At 70.5% G+C, this 16,770-nt stretch carries 20 protein-coding genes; 9 read left to right on the top strand and 11 right to left on the bottom strand.

The window, feature by feature from the left end; all coding sequences use genetic code 11:
• Positions 1–196: 196 nt before the first annotated feature.
• From ftsH to AC0IWM_RS20115, 5 genes are all read right to left on the bottom strand, one after another.
• Positions 197–2,113, bottom strand: coding sequence for an ATP-dependent zinc metalloprotease FtsH (gene ftsH, locus AC0IWM_RS20135; RefSeq protein ID WP_056221088.1), 1,917 nt, complete (start codon positions 2,111–2,113; stop codon positions 197–199).
• Positions 2,114–2,273: 160 nt separating this feature from the next.
• Entirely contained in the window at positions 2,274–3,275 is a 1,002-nt protein-coding gene (gene tilS, locus AC0IWM_RS20130; RefSeq protein ID WP_471757938.1) for a tRNA lysidine(34) synthetase TilS, read from the bottom strand.
• On the bottom strand, positions 3,272–4,237 hold the full coding sequence (ybgF, locus tag AC0IWM_RS20125) for a tol-pal system protein YbgF (protein WP_471757891.1): 966 nt from the start codon (positions 4,235–4,237) through the stop codon (positions 3,272–3,274). The genes tilS and ybgF overlap by 4 nt, the downstream gene beginning before the upstream one ends.
• 169 nt (positions 4,238–4,406) lie before the next feature.
• A complete protein-coding gene (pal, locus tag AC0IWM_RS20120; protein WP_056474202.1) occupies positions 4,407–4,922 on the bottom strand; it encodes a peptidoglycan-associated lipoprotein Pal in 516 nt (171 codons plus the stop codon).
• A gap of 294 nt (positions 4,923–5,216) precedes the next feature.
• Positions 5,217–5,606, bottom strand: a complete 390-nt coding sequence (locus AC0IWM_RS20115) for an Hpt domain-containing protein (RefSeq protein WP_471757889.1) — start codon at positions 5,604–5,606, stop codon at positions 5,217–5,219.
• Positions 5,607–5,717: 111 nt separating this feature from the next.
• Here AC0IWM_RS20115 and AC0IWM_RS20110 point away from each other — a divergent pair, with 111 nt between their 5' ends.
• Entirely contained in the window at positions 5,718–6,128 is a 411-nt protein-coding gene (locus tag AC0IWM_RS20110) for a response regulator (protein ID WP_471757887.1), read from the top strand.
• A 13-nt stretch (positions 6,129–6,141) separates the two neighbouring features.
• Here AC0IWM_RS20110 and AC0IWM_RS20105 read toward each other — a convergent pair whose 3' ends face one another.
• Entirely contained in the window at positions 6,142–7,035 is an 894-nt protein-coding gene (locus tag AC0IWM_RS20105; protein ID WP_471757885.1) for a WcbI family polysaccharide biosynthesis putative acetyltransferase, read from the bottom strand.
• A gap of 31 nt (positions 7,036–7,066) precedes the next feature.
• Here AC0IWM_RS20105 and AC0IWM_RS20100 point away from each other — a divergent pair, with 31 nt between their 5' ends.
• Together AC0IWM_RS20100 and AC0IWM_RS20095 are read left to right on the top strand one after the other, a co-directional pair.
• Positions 7,067–7,249 carry a hypothetical protein gene (locus AC0IWM_RS20100; RefSeq protein ID WP_471757883.1) on the top strand — a complete coding sequence of 61 codons (183 nt, stop codon included), beginning with the start codon at positions 7,067–7,069 and terminating at the stop codon, positions 7,247–7,249.
• Positions 7,243–8,298, top strand: coding sequence for a GSCFA domain-containing protein (locus AC0IWM_RS20095; protein ID WP_471757881.1), 1,056 nt, complete (start codon positions 7,243–7,245; stop codon positions 8,296–8,298). Before AC0IWM_RS20100 ends, AC0IWM_RS20095 begins: the two co-directional genes overlap by 7 nt.
• Before the next feature lie 4 nt (positions 8,299–8,302).
• On the opposite strand, the gene hemC is transcribed toward AC0IWM_RS20095, so the two are convergent.
• Complete coding sequence (hemC, locus tag AC0IWM_RS20090) at positions 8,303–9,226, bottom strand: hydroxymethylbilane synthase (RefSeq protein WP_471757879.1); 924 nt, start codon at positions 9,224–9,226, stop codon at positions 8,303–8,305.
• Between the two features lie 244 nt (positions 9,227–9,470).
• On the opposite strand from hemC, the gene AC0IWM_RS20085 reads away from it, so the two are divergent.
• Together AC0IWM_RS20085 and AC0IWM_RS20080 are read left to right on the top strand one after the other, a co-directional pair.
• The gene (locus AC0IWM_RS20085; RefSeq protein ID WP_471757877.1) at positions 9,471–9,815 is read left to right on the top strand and encodes a hypothetical protein; all 345 of its coding nucleotides are present in this window, start codon (positions 9,471–9,473) and stop codon (positions 9,813–9,815) included.
• Between the two features lie 44 nt (positions 9,816–9,859).
• Positions 9,860–10,282 carry a hypothetical protein gene (locus AC0IWM_RS20080; protein ID WP_471757875.1) on the top strand — a complete coding sequence of 141 codons (423 nt, stop codon included), beginning with the start codon at positions 9,860–9,862 and terminating at the stop codon, positions 10,280–10,282.
• 7 nt (positions 10,283–10,289) lie between these two features.
• On the opposite strand, the gene AC0IWM_RS20075 is transcribed toward AC0IWM_RS20080, so the two are convergent.
• Together AC0IWM_RS20075 and AC0IWM_RS20070 are read right to left on the bottom strand one after the other, a co-directional pair.
• On the bottom strand, positions 10,290–10,589 hold the full coding sequence (locus tag AC0IWM_RS20075; protein ID WP_471757873.1) for an antibiotic biosynthesis monooxygenase family protein: 300 nt from the start codon (positions 10,587–10,589) through the stop codon (positions 10,290–10,292).
• A gap of 31 nt (positions 10,590–10,620) precedes the next feature.
• Positions 10,621–11,487, bottom strand: a complete 867-nt coding sequence (locus tag AC0IWM_RS20070; protein WP_471757871.1) for a Kdo hydroxylase family protein — start codon at positions 11,485–11,487, stop codon at positions 10,621–10,623.
• Positions 11,488–11,778: 291 nt separating this feature from the next.
• Between AC0IWM_RS20070 and AC0IWM_RS20065 the strand changes: the two genes are divergently transcribed.
• Entirely contained in the window at positions 11,779–12,237 is a 459-nt protein-coding gene (locus tag AC0IWM_RS20065; protein ID WP_471757869.1) for an RNA polymerase subunit sigma-70, read from the top strand.
• 98 nt (positions 12,238–12,335) lie between these two features.
• Positions 12,336–12,641, top strand: coding sequence for a hypothetical protein (locus tag AC0IWM_RS20060; protein ID WP_471757867.1), 306 nt, complete (start codon positions 12,336–12,338; stop codon positions 12,639–12,641).
• Positions 12,642–12,699: 58 nt separating this feature from the next.
• On the opposite strand, the gene AC0IWM_RS20055 is transcribed toward AC0IWM_RS20060, so the two are convergent.
• Entirely contained in the window at positions 12,700–13,173 is a 474-nt protein-coding gene (locus AC0IWM_RS20055; RefSeq protein ID WP_056474166.1) for an Hsp20 family protein, read from the bottom strand.
• Positions 13,174–13,352: 179 nt separating this feature from the next.
• On the opposite strand from AC0IWM_RS20055, the gene AC0IWM_RS20050 reads away from it, so the two are divergent.
• Positions 13,353–14,333, top strand: a complete 981-nt coding sequence (locus AC0IWM_RS20050; protein ID WP_471757865.1) for an alpha/beta fold hydrolase — start codon at positions 13,353–13,355, stop codon at positions 14,331–14,333.
• Between the two features lie 257 nt (positions 14,334–14,590).
• Complete coding sequence (locus AC0IWM_RS20045; RefSeq protein WP_471757863.1) at positions 14,591–15,610, top strand: helix-turn-helix domain-containing protein; 1,020 nt, start codon at positions 14,591–14,593, stop codon at positions 15,608–15,610.
• Positions 15,611–15,882: 272 nt separating this feature from the next.
• Here AC0IWM_RS20045 and hisN read toward each other — a convergent pair whose 3' ends face one another.
• On the bottom strand, positions 15,883–16,671 hold the full coding sequence (hisN, locus tag AC0IWM_RS20040) for a histidinol-phosphatase (protein ID WP_056474151.1): 789 nt from the start codon (positions 16,669–16,671) through the stop codon (positions 15,883–15,885).
• Positions 16,672–16,770: the final 99 nt, after the last annotated feature.

Genomic DNA, 16,770 nt, shown 5'->3' with positions numbered 1-16,770 from the left:
CAAGACACCATCCTTCAGCTCGCCGTCGGTGACGATGCTTCGATACGAGGTTCGTGCCCGGCCCTGAAGATCCCGTATGCGGACCTCGTCGGGGACGGAACAAATCCGGCGTATCGTTAGGAGTGCCTCGATACGAACGAGCCCGCCAGGGGCGGGCTCGCGCTTCGTGATTGGGGGGATGATCGCGACGAGGCGATCAGGCCTGTGGCTGTGGCTCCAGGCCGTCACTGCCGCGTGGGCGACCACGACCGGCGGAGGGAACCGAGGACCCACGCAGCGTGGTCGGCCCGTCGCCCGCATCGCGGATCGGCGGCTTTCCGGCGATCAGATTCTTGATCTCGTCACCGGACAGGGTCTCGTATTCGAGAAGACCCTGGGCCAAAGCCTCCAGGTCGTCCTTGTGCTCGCCGAGGATGCGGCGGGCTTCCTCCAGCCCGGTCTCGACCAGGCGACGGACCTCCGCGTCGATCTTCTGGGCGGTGGCCTCCGAGACCGTCTGCTGGCGGCCCATCGACATGCCGAGGAAGACCTCGTCGTTGTTCTCGCCGTAGGCCACGGTTCCGAGTTCGGGCGAGAAGCCCCAGCGGGTCACCATCATGCGGGCGAGGCGGGTCGCCTGCTCGATGTCGGACTGAGCGCCCGAGGTCACCTTGTCGGCCCCGAAGGTCATCTCCTCGGCGATGCGGCCGCCCATCATGATCGCGAGACGCGAGGTCATCTGCTCGAAGGACATCGAGAGCTTGTCGCGCTCGGGCAACTGCATGACCATGCCGAGCGCCCGGCCGCGCGGAATGATGGTCGCCTTGTGGACGGGATCGGTGGCCGGCACGTTGAAGGCGACGATGGCGTGGCCGCCCTCGTGATAGGCGGTCAGCCGCTTCTCGTCCTCGGTCATGACCAGGGTGCGCCGCTCGGCGCCCATCATCACCTTGTCCTTGGCGTCCTCGAACTCGTGCATCGTGACGATGCGCTTGCCGCGCCGCGCCGCGAGGAGCGCGGACTCGTTGACGAGGTTCATGAGGTCGGCGCCCGAGAAGCCCGGCGTGCCGCGCGCGATGACCTTGAGGTCGACATCCGGCGCCAGCGGCACCTTGCGCACGTGAACCCGCAGGATGCGTTCGCGGCCGACGACGTCGGGATTCGGCACCATGATCTGGCGGTCGAAGCGGCCCGGACGGAGCAGCGCGGGGTCGAGCACGTCGGGCCGGTTGGTGGCCGCGATGATGATCACGCCCTCGTTGGCCTCGAAGCCGTCCATCTCCACGAGGAGCTGGTTCAGGGTCTGCTCGCGCTCGTCGTTGCCGCCGCCGAGGCCGGCACCGCGATGGCGGCCGACCGCGTCGATCTCGTCGATGAAGATGATGCAGGGGGCGTTCTTCTTGGCCTGCTCGAACATGTCGCGCACGCGGGAGGCGCCGACGCCGACGAACATCTCGACGAAATCCGAGCCCGAGATGGTGAAGAACGGCACGTTGGCCTCGCCGGCGACCGCGCGGGCGATCAGGGTCTTGCCCGTGCCGGGGGGGCCGACGAGCAGCACGCCGCGCGGGATGCGGCCGCCGAGGCGCTGGAACTTCTGCGGATCGCGGAGGAACTCGACGATCTCCTGAAGGTCCTCCTTGGCTTCCTCGACGCCGGCGACGTCGTCGAAGCTGACGCGGCCGGAGGCCTCGGTGAGGAGCTTGGCCTTCGACTTGCCGAAGCCCATGGCGCGGCCGGCGCCCGACTGCATCTGGCGGGAGAGGAAGATCCAGGCGCCGATGAACACGAGGATGGGCAGCCAGCTCACCAGCAGCTGGATGAACCACGGCGTGTTGTCCGAGGGCGGACGCGCGGTGATCTGCACGCCCTTGCTCTGCAGCTTGGACACGAGGCTCGGGTCATTGGGGGCGTAGGAGGTGAAGTTGCCGCCGCCGACATAGGTGCCGCTGACGTCCTGCCCGGAGATCACAACCGTCTGGATCTTGCCGGAATCGGCATCGTTCAGAAGCTGGCTGTAGGCGATCTCGGAGCCGCCCCCACGATGACCCGGGTTCTGGAACAGGGTCACGAGGGCGAGCACGAGCAGGAAGATGACGACCCACAAGGCGAAATTGCGGAAGTTCGGGTTCATCGATCAATCCCTGGAGGCATCGGGGCCCACCGCGCGAAATGGGGCGGGTCGCTCCTGACGCTCCCCGCCAATGTAGGCAGCGAGTCACCCCTTGCCAAGTCGAAGGGGAAGGCGGTGCCATGGCCATGCCGCCGCGGCAAGGCCGCATCGATCGGGAGGGTTACGAAGATTCCCTCGCCCGTCGCGGCGGCGCCGGCACCAGGACGAGATCGCCGGTTCGGGTCACCTCGAACAGGACCTCGCGCAGGGTCCGGCGTAGTGGCACACCCTCGTGCAGGGCCGGTCGGAGCCCGTCGAGGACGAGGTTCTCCAGCCGGTCCAGCCGCTCCCGACCGCCTGGGGCGATCCGCTCCGCCGCCAGGCTCGCGACACGTAGAAGCACGGCGTCCGAAAGGGTGCCCAAGTGAGCGCCACTCAGGCGCAGGCCCGGGGCCGGCTGTTCCCGAAGAGCCGCTTCGAATGCCGCCTCTGCCAGGGCGCGCAGGGCGGCCTCGTCGCGGGCGCAGCGCGCGGCCAGGCGGCAGAGCCGGTCCGTGCTCAGGCCCTCGCGCTCGAGATCCGGCACAAGCCGGCGCAGGCGAACGCGGGCGAAGCGGTCGTCGACGTTGGATGGATCGCGTGTGAAGGCGAGCCCGCGCGCCTCGCAATAGGCGACGAGGTCCGCTTTGGAGAGGTGGAGGAAGGGCCTTGCCAGACGAACCGATCGGGTGAGTCTGCGCTCGGTGCGCATCCCGGCGAGGCCGGCCGGTCCGCTGCCGGCCAGGAGCCGCATCAGCACGGTTTCCGCCTGATCGTCGCGGGTGTGACCGGTGAGAACGAACTCGGCCCCGATGGATTCGGCATGCGTCGCGAGGAGGCCGTAGCGAGCGGTGCGGGCCGCCGCCTGCACCCCCCGCGCCGGCTTCGGCCCGATCCAGGACAAGGTTCGATGCGGGAAGCCGAAGGTCCCGGCGAGGCGCGCGACGGCCGAGGCCTCCGCGGCCGCCTCCGGTCGCAGGCCGTGGTCGACCGTGGCGACGTGGATGGTTGGAGCGGGATCCATCGCGGCGGCCGCGGCCATCAGCGCCGTGGAATCCGGGCCGCCGGAGACGGCGAGGAGGACCGGTCCACCCGTCAGGTAGGATCGAAGTGCGGCCTCGACCGCGGAGTCGCGCGCGGTCAGGCGCAGCGGGCGCGCTTCTGTTCGCGGGTGACGCCCTGACGGACGCTGGCGCTGGCCGAGGGGAACTTGCGCTCGAGCTCGGCAAGCGTCGCGCAGGCCTGTTCGCGGGCGCCGAGCGCATTGAGCGAAGCGCCGAGCTTCAGCATGGCTTCGGGCGCCTGTGCCGAGCGCGCATAGTCGGTGGAGACCTTCAGGAACTGCTCGGCCGCCTCGCGGTTGCGGTTGCGCTGCAGATAGCTCTCACCGAGCCAGTAGATCGCGGACGGCACCAGTGCATCGCGCGGATGCGACTGGATGAACTGGCGCAGGCCCATCTCGGCCTGCTCGTACTGCCGCTGTAGGATGTAGGCGTAGGCGGCCTCGTAATCGGCGCGCGCATCCCCCGAGCCCGTGGCGGCCACGCTGCCGGGCCGGGGCGGAGTCGGCAGGGCGCCCGTCGTCGGGACGCGGGCGGGCGGCGTCAGGTCGACCGGACCGCCGAGGCCGGGCGGTGTCAGGCCGGGCTCGTCGTCGTCCGATTCGACGACGGTCGGCGGCACGCTGCGGCCGCGCGGCGCCTCGGCGACCGAGGTGCTCGGCGTCGTGGTGCCGAGTTGCATCGGCGCGCCGGGCTGGCCCGGATTGTGGCCAGGATCGAAGGCGTCGCTGCGCTTCTGCGCCTTGGCGGGGGCCGGATTTGTGTTGGCCGGAGCCGCCGGACGGCCGCCCTTTGCCTCCTGCAGACGGAACTCCACGTCCTCCTGGAACTTGCGGAGCTGTTCCTTGAGCTGGCGGTTCTCGTATTGCAGCGTCTCGATCTGTCCAGCGGTCTGGCGCGACTGGTTCTCCAGGCGGTTGAGCCGGACGACGAAGTCGGACGCGTCCTGCGCCATCGCCGGGGCCGACGATCCACACAGGATCGATCCCGAGACGAGTCCGGCTGCGGCGGCAAGACGGGTCGCGAGGAGAAGACGGGCAAGCATGGCGGTCGTCACCGGTGGTCGAGGGGGCGGAAGTGCGCTCGCGAGGATCGCGGCCCGCCGATAGCAAATGCTGTCCCCCGCGGCAAAAATGCGGCCATGTCGCGACGCGCCACCTCGCAGGCAGGGATCCGGGGGCGGTCGGGCCCCCGGGACCTGCCGCATCCAGACCTCAGGAGCCGGCACCGCGGTCGAGGACCGTGACGGCGCGGCGGTTTTGCGACCAGCACGAGATGTCGTTGCAGACGGCCACCGGGCGCTCCTTGCCGTAGGAGACGGTGCGGATGCGGCCGCCCGCGATGCCGCGGGACGCGAGGTAGTCCTTCACCGATTGGGCGCGGCGCTCGCCGAGGGAGAAATTGTACTCGCGGGTGCCGCGCTCGTCGGCATGGCCCTCGATCAGGAAGGTGTAGCGCGGGTAGCGCTGCAGCCAGTTCGCCTGCTTGTCGAGCGTGGCGGTGGCGGTGGGCGTCAGGTCGGTGGAATCCGACTCGAAGAAGACCCTGTCTCCGATGTTCACCACGAAGTCCTGGGCGCTGCCGGGGGTGTTGGCGCCACCGTTCATACCGCCGGCGCCGAACCCGGAGGCATCGGCGAGGTCCTTGTCGTTGGTGCAGGCGGCGACGCTGAGGGCGGCGCAGAGGGCGGCCGCCAGCGGAAACACGCGGAAGCGCGCAATCATGGACATGATCCTGTTCTCCTCGGGCACGGCCGCCGGATCGATGACGATCAGGCCGGCGACGTCGCCTCGCGGGGCCCCCTCGGGGCCACATCGGCGGTTCTTATGCGGTCTCGGTTAAGCGAAGGTTCCGTCAACCCTGAGCGAACCTTTCCGAAATCGGCCAAAGCCTCGCGACATGCAGGCGCGACCTCGACCGTTCCGGGATCGGACTCGATTGCGGCATCGGCGCGACGTCCGGACCCGGAGCCGCACTTGCGGTCGAGGCGTGGCCGCACTGCAACATGCGGCCGGCCTCCGGTCTCAGGGACTGTCCTGGAGTGCCCGTATCGCCGCAACGGCGGTGGCCGCGGACTTTCGCGCGGCGGCCAAGGGGGCCGCGAGATCGGCCCCCTGCAGGCAGGCCCGCTCCATCTCCGAACAGCGGTTGGAGAGATCGAGGAAGCCGAGGGAGCCGCTCACCGAGAGCAGAGTGTGGGCATCCTGGCCGAGGGCGGCCCGTTCCGCGACCGGCGCCTGCAGGCGCTCGCCGATCTCGGTCTTGAGGCGGTCGAGGAGATCCATCAGCCGCGTGCGGCCGAAGATGCCTTCCAGTTCCTCCAGGGTGCGGGAATCATAAACCGGCGGTGCGTGCCGGTCCGGCGCACCCTGGACCACGGACGTCCCGGCTTCTCGGGTCGAATGATCCGGCATGGCATCGTCCAGAACAGAGCGGGGCGTGAGACTTCGCCGACCGTCGCGTCTGTTGATCGGCAATTAACCGATATAGGACTAAGGCGGTCGTGCAAAGAGTTGGTGCGATCCATGCGTCGGCGTCAGATCCTCGTCGTCGAGGACAATTATCTGCTTCTCGAAATGTTGACCGCCCTGTGCCAGCGGAACGGCATCGCCGTGGTCTCCGTCTCCAGCGGCGAGGCCGCGGTGGCGGCCATCCGTCAGGCCGGGACCGCGGCCGGCGGCGCCTTCGCCCTCCTCCTCACCGACATCAATCTCCCCGGGCTCATCGACGGCTGGTCCGTCGCGCAGGCTTTCCGCACCTTCAACCCGGATCGTCCGGTGATCTATTCATCGACGGGCGGCTGCAACGACCGGCGCGCCGTGCCGGACAGCGTCTTCCTGGCCAAACCCTTCCGGATCCAGGACGTGGTCGATCTGGCCGCCTCGATGATGCGCGATCCCGAGGCGGATCCGCCGGTCCTGCGCGCGGCCATCTGACATCCGCGCGCGGTCAGGCCCTGAACAGCGCACGCACGGCCGGGTTGGCGCGCCAGCCCTCGACCCGGATGCAGCCGAGCGCCTCCGGTGCGTGACGCCGGTAGATCGCGAAACTCGCGGCGATGAAGGTCGGCAGGTCGTAGAGTCTCGGAACGCCCCGGCGAGCCCGGTCCTTGAACAGCATCGTGCCCGTCAGGCCGTAGCGTGCGGCGAGGTCGGGGTAGAGGGGCCAGACTGCACCGGTGGCGAGATCGTCCGGCAGGTAGTCCTCGACCGATGCCGGGCTCGGATTCAGGCCCGCTTCCGTTGCGAGGCGACGGGCGATGTCGGCCAGGACGAACAGCTTGGGATGGTTGAGGACGTGCATGAAGCAGCCGCGTCGCGACCACCGGGCGAGTTCCGACTCCAGGGGGAACCCGAGGTCACTGGCGGTGCCGAGAAGTTCGGCCGCCGCCACGTTCCAGGCCTCGTAGAAGCCCAGCTGCGCATAGACGGAATCTCGGAACAGTTCCGCGGTCTCCCGCGGTCCCAGCCCCTCGAGATAGGCGCACAGGACCATGGCCGAGTGGTAGGGCCCCACCGGCGAGGCGACGAGGCGTCCCGCCGACAGCGCGCCGACGTCGCCCACGAGGACCATGTCGGGCTGGTAGCCGGGGAACAGGATGGTCGGATACAGGCGAAGGCGCGGGTCTCCCTCGCCCAGGGCGTGCGCGTTGCCGCCACGGATGAAGCCTTCGGAGAAGAACTGCGTGAAGACGTGATCGAAGGGAGCGAGGTGCGCCTTCAGGCGCTCGAGGGTGCCGTATCGGCGCCCGAGGCCGTCGAACGGGACCAACTCGACCCGGGCCTGCGGGAGCAACAGGCGCAGGGACTGGGCGACGCCCTCCGCCTGGCAGTTCCCCAGCACGGCGATGCGGGGTCCGTTCCGCGACGGATCGATGGCATCGTCGCTGGACCGCCGCCATGCTCTCGCCCAGGATCGCCACGAAGAGACCGGGCGAGCGAGCGAGGCCGCCCGCGCCGCGAGGGAGCCGGAGATCGTGGTTCTGGCCAGGGTCGTGGTCTCGGGGGACGCGTGCGGCAATGGCGTGAGCGATCGGATGGAGATGCCGCTTTGGTGAGGAACCCTTACGCCGATCTACCGGCCGAGCGATTCTGGCGCAAGGTCGTGGCGGGCGTCCCGCCCTTCGCTCTGGCGCCCGGCCCGAGCGGACACTTCACCATCAGCTCCGACGCCCGCGTGGCGACGGCCGGCTCCTGCTTCGCCCAGCACGTCGCCCGTGCGCTGACCGGGGCGGGGTTCGGGCATTACCTCGCCGAGGCGGCTCCCGCCGGCATCACGCCGGAGACCGCCGCCGACCGGCAATACGGCATCTACTCCGCCCGCTACGGCAACATCTACACCGCCCGGCAGCTCCTGCAGCTGTTCGACCGGGCCTACGGCACCTACACCCCTGCCTTGCCGGACTGGCCCCGTCCGGACGGACGTCTCGTGGACCCGTTCCGCCCCGGCATCGAGCCGGCCGGTTTTGCCGACGCCGCCGCGCTCGAGGCCGACCGCCTCCGGCACCTCGCGGCGGTGCGGGCGATGTTCGAGAGCCTCGACGTCCTCGTCTTCACCCTGGGACTGACCGAGGGCTGGATGCACCGGCCGGACGGAGCCATGCTCCCGGTGGCACCCGGCGTCGTCGGCGGCACTTTCGATCCCGAGACCTACGCCTTCGTCAATGCGCGCACGTGTGACGTGCGCGACGACATGCTGGTATTCCTGGAGCGGCTTTTCGCGGTCAATCCCGGCGCGCGGGTCATCCTCACCGTCTCGCCGGTGCCCCTGATCGCCACCTATGCGGACCGGCACGTGCTGGTGTCGAACACCTACAGCAAGGCCGCCCTGCGGGCGGCGGCCGAGGAGATCGTCGCCGCCGAGCCGCGGGCCGTCTACTTTCCCGCCTACGAGATCGTCACCAGCACCGCCAACGCGGCGCGCTACTACGACGACGACCTGCGCTCCGTCACGCCCGCGGCGGTCGACCACGTGATGCGGGTCTTCCTCGACGCCTTCACCGCTCGGGCGAAGCCCCCGATCCTGACCCGGCCCCTCGGCATCGAGTACCGCCGGGCGGCCAGCGTGATCTGCGACGAGGAGGCGATCGAGCGCAGCCTGGCGTGAGCGTCTACTGCAGGTGCCGGGCGTAGGTGTCGCCCGCCGCGTGCTTCAGCTCGGCCCCGGCCTCTTGGCCGATCCGCGCGGCGTCGGCGACGGCCCCGGAGCGCTGTACCGCCCAGTGGGCGCTTCCGTCGGGCAGGAACAGCAGGCCGTCGAGGCTGAGCGTATCACCGGTGATCCGCGCCAGGGCGGCGATGGGCGTTCGGCAGGAGCCATCGAGCTCGGCGAGGAGGCCGCGCTCCGCCTCGAGCTCGGCGGTGGCACGGGCCGAGACCAGGGGGGCGAGGAGCGCGCGCACGGCGGCATCGGCCTCGCGGCACTCGATGCCCAGCGCGCCCTGCGCCACCGCAGGAAGCATCTCGTCGACTTCGAGGACGCTCCGGGCCATGTCGGCCATGCCGAGGCGCTCCAGGCCGCAGAGTGCCAGCAGGGTGGCGTCGCAGGTGCCCTCCTCCAGCTTGCGCATGCGGGTGTTGGCGTTGCCCCGCAGGGGCACGATCCGGAGGTCGGGCCGGCGCATCAGGACCTGCGCCGCCCGGCGCAGGGACGAGGTGCCGACTCGGGACCCTGGCGGGAGCTCTGCGAAGCCGGAGGCCCGCGGCGACAGGAAGGCGTCGCGCGGGTCGTCGCGCTCCAGGATGCAGGCGATGACCAGCCCGTCCGGCAGCCAGGTCTCCACGTCCTTCATCGAGTGGACGGCGACGTCGACCACGTCGGCGTAGAGCGCCTGCTCCAGTTCCTTCGTGAACAGGCCCTTGCCGCCGATCTCCGACAGGGGCCGGTCGAGGATGCGGTCGGCCACGGTGTTGACCACCACGATCTCGGTCTCGAGGCCGGGATTGGCCGCCACGATCCGGTCTCGGACCATCCCGGTCTGGGCCAGGGCCATCGGACTTCCGCGCGTGCCGATGCGGAGGGGGCGTTGGATCATGGGCGAGGATCGCTCGGTGACAGGGGGCGGCTGGAACGGCTCGGCGTGCGTCGATCCTAGGTACGCAGTCCGCGGGCGGATGTCACCGGGATCGCGCGCGAACGCAGCCATCGCGTTCAGTATTCCGAAAGCACGCGTCGAGGTCGTGGGCTTCTCGACCCCGCCGTTAGGCGGACCTTATCCGTGTTCGCGCGACCCTGGGGTCGATGAGTCCGGCACGAGCCGGGTCGGCGGACGCTCACCGATGAAGCGCAGCAAGCTCGAAGCCTACTACGAACGGGAGTTCGGACCGCGCGACCAGGAGCCGGACGATTCGCCGGACGACCGGCCGGTGCGGCGGCCCCGCGATTCGGCTCGGCGCCGCCGCGGCGGGTTCGGCATCGGCCGCATGCTCAAGCTGACCCTGATGCTGGGCCCGATGACGCTTCTGCTCGGGGCGGGCTTCCTGATGGACTGCCAGGGCGCGGCGGCGCGCGGGTCCTGGGTTCCCGAGATCGTGCACAACACCGCCTGCGCCCGGCGCAATCTCGCCGGACGCGTCCTCAATCTCGAGAGCGACCTCCGGACCGTCGCCAACGGCCTGCGGTAGCGGCGCGTGACCGGGCTCGGAATGGATCGATGCGGGAGGGCGCGGTGAATCTCGGATCGGAGACACTGACCACGGACGACCTCGGCGCGCAGGCGCGGATCCGGGGCGAGTTGCCGGCCGAGGGACCGGCGACCGCGGCGGCCGCCCAGATCCGGCAGGCGACGATTCGCGACGGACTGCGCACGCCCCGGCCGATGCGCCGCATCCGCGAGGCCGAGTCCGAGGCGCCGAGCCGCGGCTTCACCCTCGGCTGGGCGCCGTCGCTCCTCCTCAACCTCGTCCTGCTGACGGCGCCCTTCGTCCTGGTGATCGCGCTGCCGCCGGTCCTGGCCTGCCGCGAGCGCGCCGAGCAGTTCGGCTTCTTCGCCGGCGAGACCCTGTCGAGCTGCATCACGCGCGGTGTCCGCGCGCGGATCGGCAGGCTCGACGACCGCATCAAGAGGCTGGTGCGCGGCTCCGGCCGGTGAGGCCGCCTCAGAAGGCCTGGAGCGCGAGCTCGGTGTGCTCGACGCTGGGCGGGGCCTCGAAGCAGGGCGAGACCATGGCCCGGTAGTCCTTCCAGGCCTGCGAGCCCGTGAAGTCCACCGTATGGTTCTCCAGGGTCTCCCACTCGATCAGCAGGCGGTAGCGCTGCGGCTTCTCGATGGAGCGGCGGACGGCGAAGCTGCGGCAGCCCTTCGCGACCTTGAAGATCGCCGCGGCCTGGGCGATGCCGGCCTCGAACTCGGCCTCCATGCCGGGCTTGACGTCGATCTGCGCGATTTCGAGGATCATGGAAGTCTCCGGCCTTGAGAGGTTCGAGGCGTCAGCGAAGGGGGCGGCCGAGGGCCTTGGCGAGCAGGCGCTGCGGGCTGCGCTCGGGGCGGGCCTGGTCGGCCACCGCGAGGTAGGCGGTCTGCTCCAGCATGTACTGGCCGCCCATGGCGCCGTGCATGACGAGGTCGGAGAAGGTCACCCAGGTCTGGCCGGGCGAGAAATGCACGTCGGCCTGGGGGGCGGTCTCCTGGTAGCGCATGTCCTGCTTCAGGGCGTCGTGCAGGTGCAGCATCAGGTGGTCGTATTCGCTCCGACGCGCCTTGGTGATCTTGAGGAGCGCCAGCATCCGGGCCGAGAGCGGCGAGTAGCCGGGCAGGCGCGGCAGGAACTTCTCCGCCATCGCGGAAAAATCCTCGCCGACCCGCCAGTGGCGCGGCTGGCCGTCGGGGTTGATGTTGCGGAAGATGCGCAGGATGCGCTTCTCGCCGATGGGGTTCGACGGGAAGGCGTCCACGTGCAGCCGGGTGTCGTCGCGCCGCCAGCTCAGCTTGCGCCGGTCGACCTCGAAGGGCCGGTAGGAGGTGCCGGCGAAGGAGACCTTGCCGGCATAGGCCGGCAGGTGCTCGGCGACCAGCGCCTCGGCGAAGCCGCGGTAGCGGATGAGGACCTGGCGCAGGGCCTCCTGCTCCTCCGGCGTGCCGGCCGCGCCCCGCAGGGTGGCCTCGGCCCCGCGGATGTTGACGTTCTTGGCCTTGCCGTCGGCGAAGGGGCGCTGGACGAAGCGCTCCTCGAAGGCGCTCAGGGGAAAGTCGAGGTCGGGGAACATCAGGACCGCGCCGCTCTCGAGGGCATCCACCAGGGATGGCGTGCCGGGGGGCGGCCCCGCACGGGAGACGGACACGATCGGGCTGATCATTGGGCGGGGCTCCTCGGGAAAACCGCGGCGGGACCGGCGGTTTAGCCGAACGGCGCGCCGCTGGCCACGGGCTGGCACGCGCCGGCTCCGATGCCTGCGCCGGCCCGCCGTCCGCCCTGCCCCGCCCGGACAGGAGGATAGCGGTGGATGACGGATCTTGCCTGTTGTCAGGGTGCGCGAACCGGCCCAACCCTGAGACCCTGTCAGGCGCAACCCTGGCGTTTCGGTCGCGTTGATGGAACGGTCGCGGTTCCGGTCTCACGGAACCCTGCGGCGATGAGGATGCCGACGATGGCGACGTTGAAGGAATTCGAGGAGTCCCTGCGCGAGCACGGCATGCACATGGCCCTCGCCCTGCTGGAGCGCCTGCGCGAGCGGGACCGGGCCACGCGCACGATCAAGCCCGCCCGGCGCCTGACCGGCCAGAAGATGACCCCGGAACTGGCCCGCGCCATCCTCGACCTGCACGCCTCCACGGGCATGACCCAGCAGGAGATCGCCTTCAAGGTCGGGGTGAACCAGGGACGGGTCAACGAGGTGATCAAGCGCGGCAAGTGGCTCGACGACGATCCGCACGCCCCCGAGGCGATCGCCCGCGACAAGGCGAAGGCGCGCCTCCGGGCCGATCCGCCGGCCCAGCGGCCGGCCTTGCGCCGGGCGACGGGCAAGCCGGCGGCCAAGCGCCCCAAGGGCGATGCGCCCGCGCGTCGGCCGAGCCCGCAGGGACAGCTGATCTTCGGCGACCTGTGACCGCGCGCGACGCCCGGGGCGGGCTGTCGGGGGCTGGTGCGGTCGCGACGCGATAGGCCGGTCCGGGATCGGCCGGGCGGGCCGCGCGTTGACCGGCCATGCCGAACCGCGTTCTCGCCATCGCCCTCGCTCTCTGCGCCTGCACGGCGCCCGCCCTCGCCCAGCGGGCCTCCACCACGAGCATGTCCTGCAGCCAGGCCAAGACGCTGGTGGACCGCCGCGGCGGTCTCGTGCTCGGAACCGGCGGGGCGACCTATGACCGCTTCGTGCGCGACCGCAGTTTCTGCGAGGTCACCGAAATCACGGTGCCGGCCTTCGTGCCCGCGGGGGATACGCCGCGCTGCTTCGTTGGCTACCGCTGCAAGGAGCCGAGCCGCGACGACTGGTTCGACGGAGGCTTCTGAACAGGGGAAAGCGCCCCGGCCTCGCGGCCGGGGCGCTCCGGACACCCATGGGCGCCGATCAGGCGGCCTGCTGCACCGAGCCCTCGATCACCGGAGCCTGCGGGGCGCGGCCGGTGGCGATCTGGATCTGGCGCGGCTTCTTGGCCTCCGGAATCTCGCGGACGAGATCGATGTGAAGAAGGCCGTTCTCCAGGGCGGCACCCGTCACCTGGACGTAATCGGCGAGCTGGAACCGACGCTCGAAGGCGCGGGCCGCGATGCCCTGGTGCAGGAATTCCGCCGGCTTGGCCGGGTCGGACTTGCGCTCGCCCTTCAGCGTCAGCGCATTCTCCTTGACCTCGATCGCGAGATCGGAATCCGTGAAGCCGGCCACCGCCACCGTGATCCGGTAGGCGTTCTCGCCGGTGCGCTCGATGTTGTAGGGCGGGTAGGTCGGGGCCGCGTCGGCGCTGACGAACTGGTCGAGGGCCGAGAACAGGCGGTCGAAACCGACGGTGGAGCGGTAAAGGGGAGCAAGGTCGAACTGACGCATCACACATTCTCCGTAAGAAGCAACATGCTGGATTCGGGTCCGCCCGTGGGCCGGACCAGTCGCACCGCCGTATTGGCCGGTGCTCCCGTGATATCGGAGCGGGGTTTGAGCCTCGCAAGAGCCTGGGCCGCGGCCGAGGCCAAAAATTTCGGTCCCTTTCTCTGCGTGAGACTTCGTCGATGCTGACCCTGCGTTCCACCTCCGACAATCCCGTTCCGCCGGGCGGAGCCCTGAAGGCGGTGCGCACCGAGGACGGGATCGAGCTGCGGGCCGCCCATTGGCGCCCGACCACCCGTCTGGTGAAGGGCACGGTCTGCCTGCTCCAGGGCCGGGCCGAATTCATCGAGAAGTACTACGAGACCATCGCCGACCTGCGCGGACGGGGCTTCGCCGTCGTCGCCTTCGACTGGCGCGGCCAGGGCGAATCGCAGCGCCAGGTCGACGACCCCCACCGGGGCCACGTCGCTCATTTCGACGATTACCGCCGCGACCTGAAGGCGATCGAGGACGCGATCCTGCGCCCGCTGATGCCCCACCCGCATCTCTGCCTGGCGCATTCGATGGGCGGCGCCGTCGCGCTCACCGGCGCCCATGACGGCTGGCTGCCGTTCCGGCGCATCGTCACCGTGGCGCCGATGCTGTCGATCCGCATGGTGCGCTGGCCCGCGGGCGCGGCCTTCCTCGCGCGCGTCCTGCACGGGATCGGCTGGGGCCGGCGCTACATCCCCTTCGGCTCGGCGGTCTCGATCGCCACCAAGCCCTATCCGAACAACCGCCTGTGCCGGGACCCGAAGCGCTACGCCCGCAACGCGGCGGCGGCCCGCGACGTCGGGGCCGGGGCCGTCGGCGATCCCAGCATCGCCTGGCTCGCCAGCGCCTTCCGGGCCATGAAGCGCCTCGCCGCGCCCGGCGTGCCGGGACGGATCGCGGTGCCGACCCTGATCGTCGCGGCCGGTGCCGACCCCGTCTGCGGCACCCGCACCACCGAGCGCTTCGCCCGCCGCCTCCGGGCCGGGCACATCCTGGTGCTGCCCGGCGCGCGCCACGAGATCCTGTCGGAGCGCGATGCGATCCGGGAGGATTTCTGGGCGGCCTTCGACGCCTTCATGCCGGGCTCGGACGCGGCGGAACCGGCCGAGCGCGCGCGGCTGGAGGCGTGACGTTCGGGACCCCGGGGGCGTGAGCCCCAGGGGCCTCTGCGCCTCGGCGGCAGTGAGGCGTCCGAACCTGACGCCGATCCCCGACCCGAGAGGCTCTCGACCCGATCACGCCGTGGATGCGGGCTTGCCCTGCTCCCGCCCTGCTTGCGCCGGATGTGCGCCGTCCCGGCCGGACACAGGCATTTGTCTTGCCCCGTCGAGGACTTCATGCCTAGCCTCTTCCGCCGAATGGGCCGGATAGTGCGGGATGTGGCCCGTTGACTGCAGACGCGACGACGGCTGAGGCGGGCCTGCCGTCCTTCTTCCTGACGACGTCAGGCTTGCCTCCGGGCGAGGCTTTCGAGCGATGGCGCACCCTCCTGGCGCCGATGTACGCGGTCAGCCCGACGACGCGATCCGCCCCGCTGCCCTTCGGCGCCAACGTAGCCTACCAGATCAGCGATCTCGTCACCCATCGCTCGCTGCTCTCGACTCAGCGGCTCCAACGGGACCGCCGACGCGTCGATGCCGGTCCCGACCATTACATGGTCCAGCTCTACCGCTCTGGCCGCTTCCAGGGCACCGTCGGTGGCAAGGACGTGTCGGCTTCGCCCGGGACCGTGACGTTCATCGGCCGCCGTCACCTGCTCGATGGCACGCTCGACCGAGCCGACGCGATCGGCATCGCCGTGCCGACCACCCGCCTTCACGGGCTGCCGCTCGAGGAGCACGGCTTGCGCTTCGATGCGGCCCGCAACCGGCTCCTGGCCGCGCGCATCCTCGACATCTACCGCCGGTTGCCGACCACGCTCGCGGACGAAGCCGAGGCCTTCGCAGGGGAGTTCGTCGCCTTCCTGCGCCGTCTCCTCGATGCTTCGCAGGCCACGGATGTGTTGGATGGCCGCGAACTCGACGGCGGCCTGATGGCGCTGGCCAGGATGATCGTGCAGGCCAATCTGTCGCGGAACGACCTGTCGCCCGAGTTCATCGCCGCGCAGATGCTGGTCTCGCGGTCCACCCTCTACCGAATGTTCGAGCCGGAGGGGGGTGTGATGCACTTCGTGCAAGGCGAGCGCTTGAGGGCGGTGCGCGACGCTCTGGCCGATCCGATGGAGAGGCGGACCATCGGCCGGTTGGCCGAGGTGTTTGCCTTCAGCAGCGTCTCCCAGCTCAGCCGCAGCTTCCGCAAGCGCTACGGCGCTCCCCCTCAGGCCTGGCGCGGCGAGCGTCGGGTGGTCCAGCAAGGCGGCGGTCGAGGGACGGTGCAGCACGTCTGGAAATGGCTGCGCGAGACGTAAGGACGTCGTCGGGGTATGCCGGCGCCACGACGCCGTGGGACGGCGGCCGTGTCTCGCACGCATCGATCCTCGCAAGCATCGATCCGGGCCTTCGAGAAAGCACCGGCGGAAGCCTCGCATGATGGTCCGCCGACGGCGTTCCCAGCCTCAGGGTGGACCGGCGGAAATCGACCCTCTGCGGACCTCGCGCTGCGGACCTCGCGCGCGCGCGGCCGGCGTGGGAATCGAACCGCCGGGTGCGTGAGCCACGAAGGCGGCGTGAGGGCTGCGCCTCACGGATTAAGGTGGCGCAGGGCCGCCTCGTGCAGGCGGCGGTCCCCGGCGGCGACGATGCGTCCGCCCCCGGTGGCCGGGCCGCCGTCCCAGGTCGTCACGATGCCGCCCGCGCCCTCGATGATCGGGATCAGCGCGACGATGTCGTAGGGTTTGAGACCGGCCTCCACCACGAGGTCGACCTGGCCGGCGGCGAGCATGCAATAGGCGTAGCAGTCGGTGCCGTAGCGCGAGAGGCGCACCGCGCCTTCGAGGCCGCGGAAGCGCTCGCGCTCCTCGCCCTCCGCGAACAGGCGCGGGTCCGTGGTGGCGAGGATCGCCTGGCCGAGGGCGGTGCCGCGACGGGTCAGGAGCTGGCGCTCGCCGCGCGGCGCGCGCAGGCGGGCCTGGGCGCCGTCGCCGGAGAACAGCTCGCCGAGATAGGGCTGGTGCATCAGGCCGCGCACCGCCGCGCCGTGATGGGTCAGGCCGATCAGCGTCCCCCAGGTCGGCAGGCCGGCGACGAAAGCCCGGGTCCCGTCGATGGGGTCGAGGACCCAGACGCATTCGGCGTCGAGGTTCTCCGAGCCGAATTCCTCCCCGAGGATGCCGTGGGTCGGCAGCTGCCGCCGGATCATGCCGCGCATCGCCACCTCGGCGGCCCGGTCGGCCTCGGTCACCGGGTCGAAGGCGGCCCCGCCGCGGGCCTTGTCGTCCATGCCGAAGGCGGCGCGGAAGAACGGCAGGATCGCCTGCCCCGAGGCGGTGGCGAGATCGTCCATGAACCGCGCGAGATCGACGACGCCCATCGGCACTCCCCTCAGGCGAGGCCCCGTCCGTCGGGACCCCGGAATGCCGGGGAGCGAAGCGGACGGAGGGGGCGGCGGTCAAGCCCAAAACCGCATTCG

The sequence above is a fragment of the Methylobacterium sp. AC433 genome, assembly GCF_979253015.1.
Note: the sequence above shows the minus strand (reverse complement) of the source record. Positions and strands in the feature narration are given on the sequence as shown.

Coding starts and splice junctions, on each gene's coding strand:
- AC0IWM_RS20085 (WP_471757877.1), top strand. CDS start 9,471: ATGAAGCGCAGCAAGCTCGAAGCCTACTACGAACGGGAGTTCGGACCG.
- AC0IWM_RS20050 (WP_471757865.1), top strand. CDS start 13,353: ATGCTGACCCTGCGTTCCACCTCCGACAATCCCGTTCCGCCGGGCGGA.
- hemC (WP_471757879.1), bottom strand. CDS start 9,226: ATGATCCAACGCCCCCTCCGCATCGGCACGCGCGGAAGTCCGATGGCC.
- AC0IWM_RS20065 (WP_471757869.1), top strand. CDS start 11,779: ATGGCGACGTTGAAGGAATTCGAGGAGTCCCTGCGCGAGCACGGCATG.
- AC0IWM_RS20110 (WP_471757887.1), top strand. CDS start 5,718: ATGCGTCGGCGTCAGATCCTCGTCGTCGAGGACAATTATCTGCTTCTC.
- ybgF (WP_471757891.1), bottom strand. CDS start 4,237: ATGCTTGCCCGTCTTCTCCTCGCGACCCGTCTTGCCGCCGCAGCCGGA.
- hisN (WP_056474151.1), bottom strand. CDS start 16,671: ATGGGCGTCGTCGATCTCGCGCGGTTCATGGACGATCTCGCCACCGCC.
- pal (WP_056474202.1), bottom strand. CDS start 4,922: ATGTCCATGATTGCGCGCTTCCGCGTGTTTCCGCTGGCGGCCGCCCTC.
- AC0IWM_RS20060 (WP_471757867.1), top strand. CDS start 12,336: ATGCCGAACCGCGTTCTCGCCATCGCCCTCGCTCTCTGCGCCTGCACG.
- AC0IWM_RS20075 (WP_471757873.1), bottom strand. CDS start 10,589: ATGATCCTCGAAATCGCGCAGATCGACGTCAAGCCCGGCATGGAGGCC.
- AC0IWM_RS20100 (WP_471757883.1), top strand. CDS start 7,067: ATGGCATCGTCGCTGGACCGCCGCCATGCTCTCGCCCAGGATCGCCAC.
- AC0IWM_RS20070 (WP_471757871.1), bottom strand. CDS start 11,487: ATGATCAGCCCGATCGTGTCCGTCTCCCGTGCGGGGCCGCCCCCCGGC.
- ftsH (WP_056221088.1), bottom strand. CDS start 2,113: ATGAACCCGAACTTCCGCAATTTCGCCTTGTGGGTCGTCATCTTCCTG.
- AC0IWM_RS20055 (WP_056474166.1), bottom strand. CDS start 13,173: ATGCGTCAGTTCGACCTTGCTCCCCTTTACCGCTCCACCGTCGGTTTC.
- AC0IWM_RS20115 (WP_471757889.1), bottom strand. CDS start 5,606: ATGCCGGATCATTCGACCCGAGAAGCCGGGACGTCCGTGGTCCAGGGT.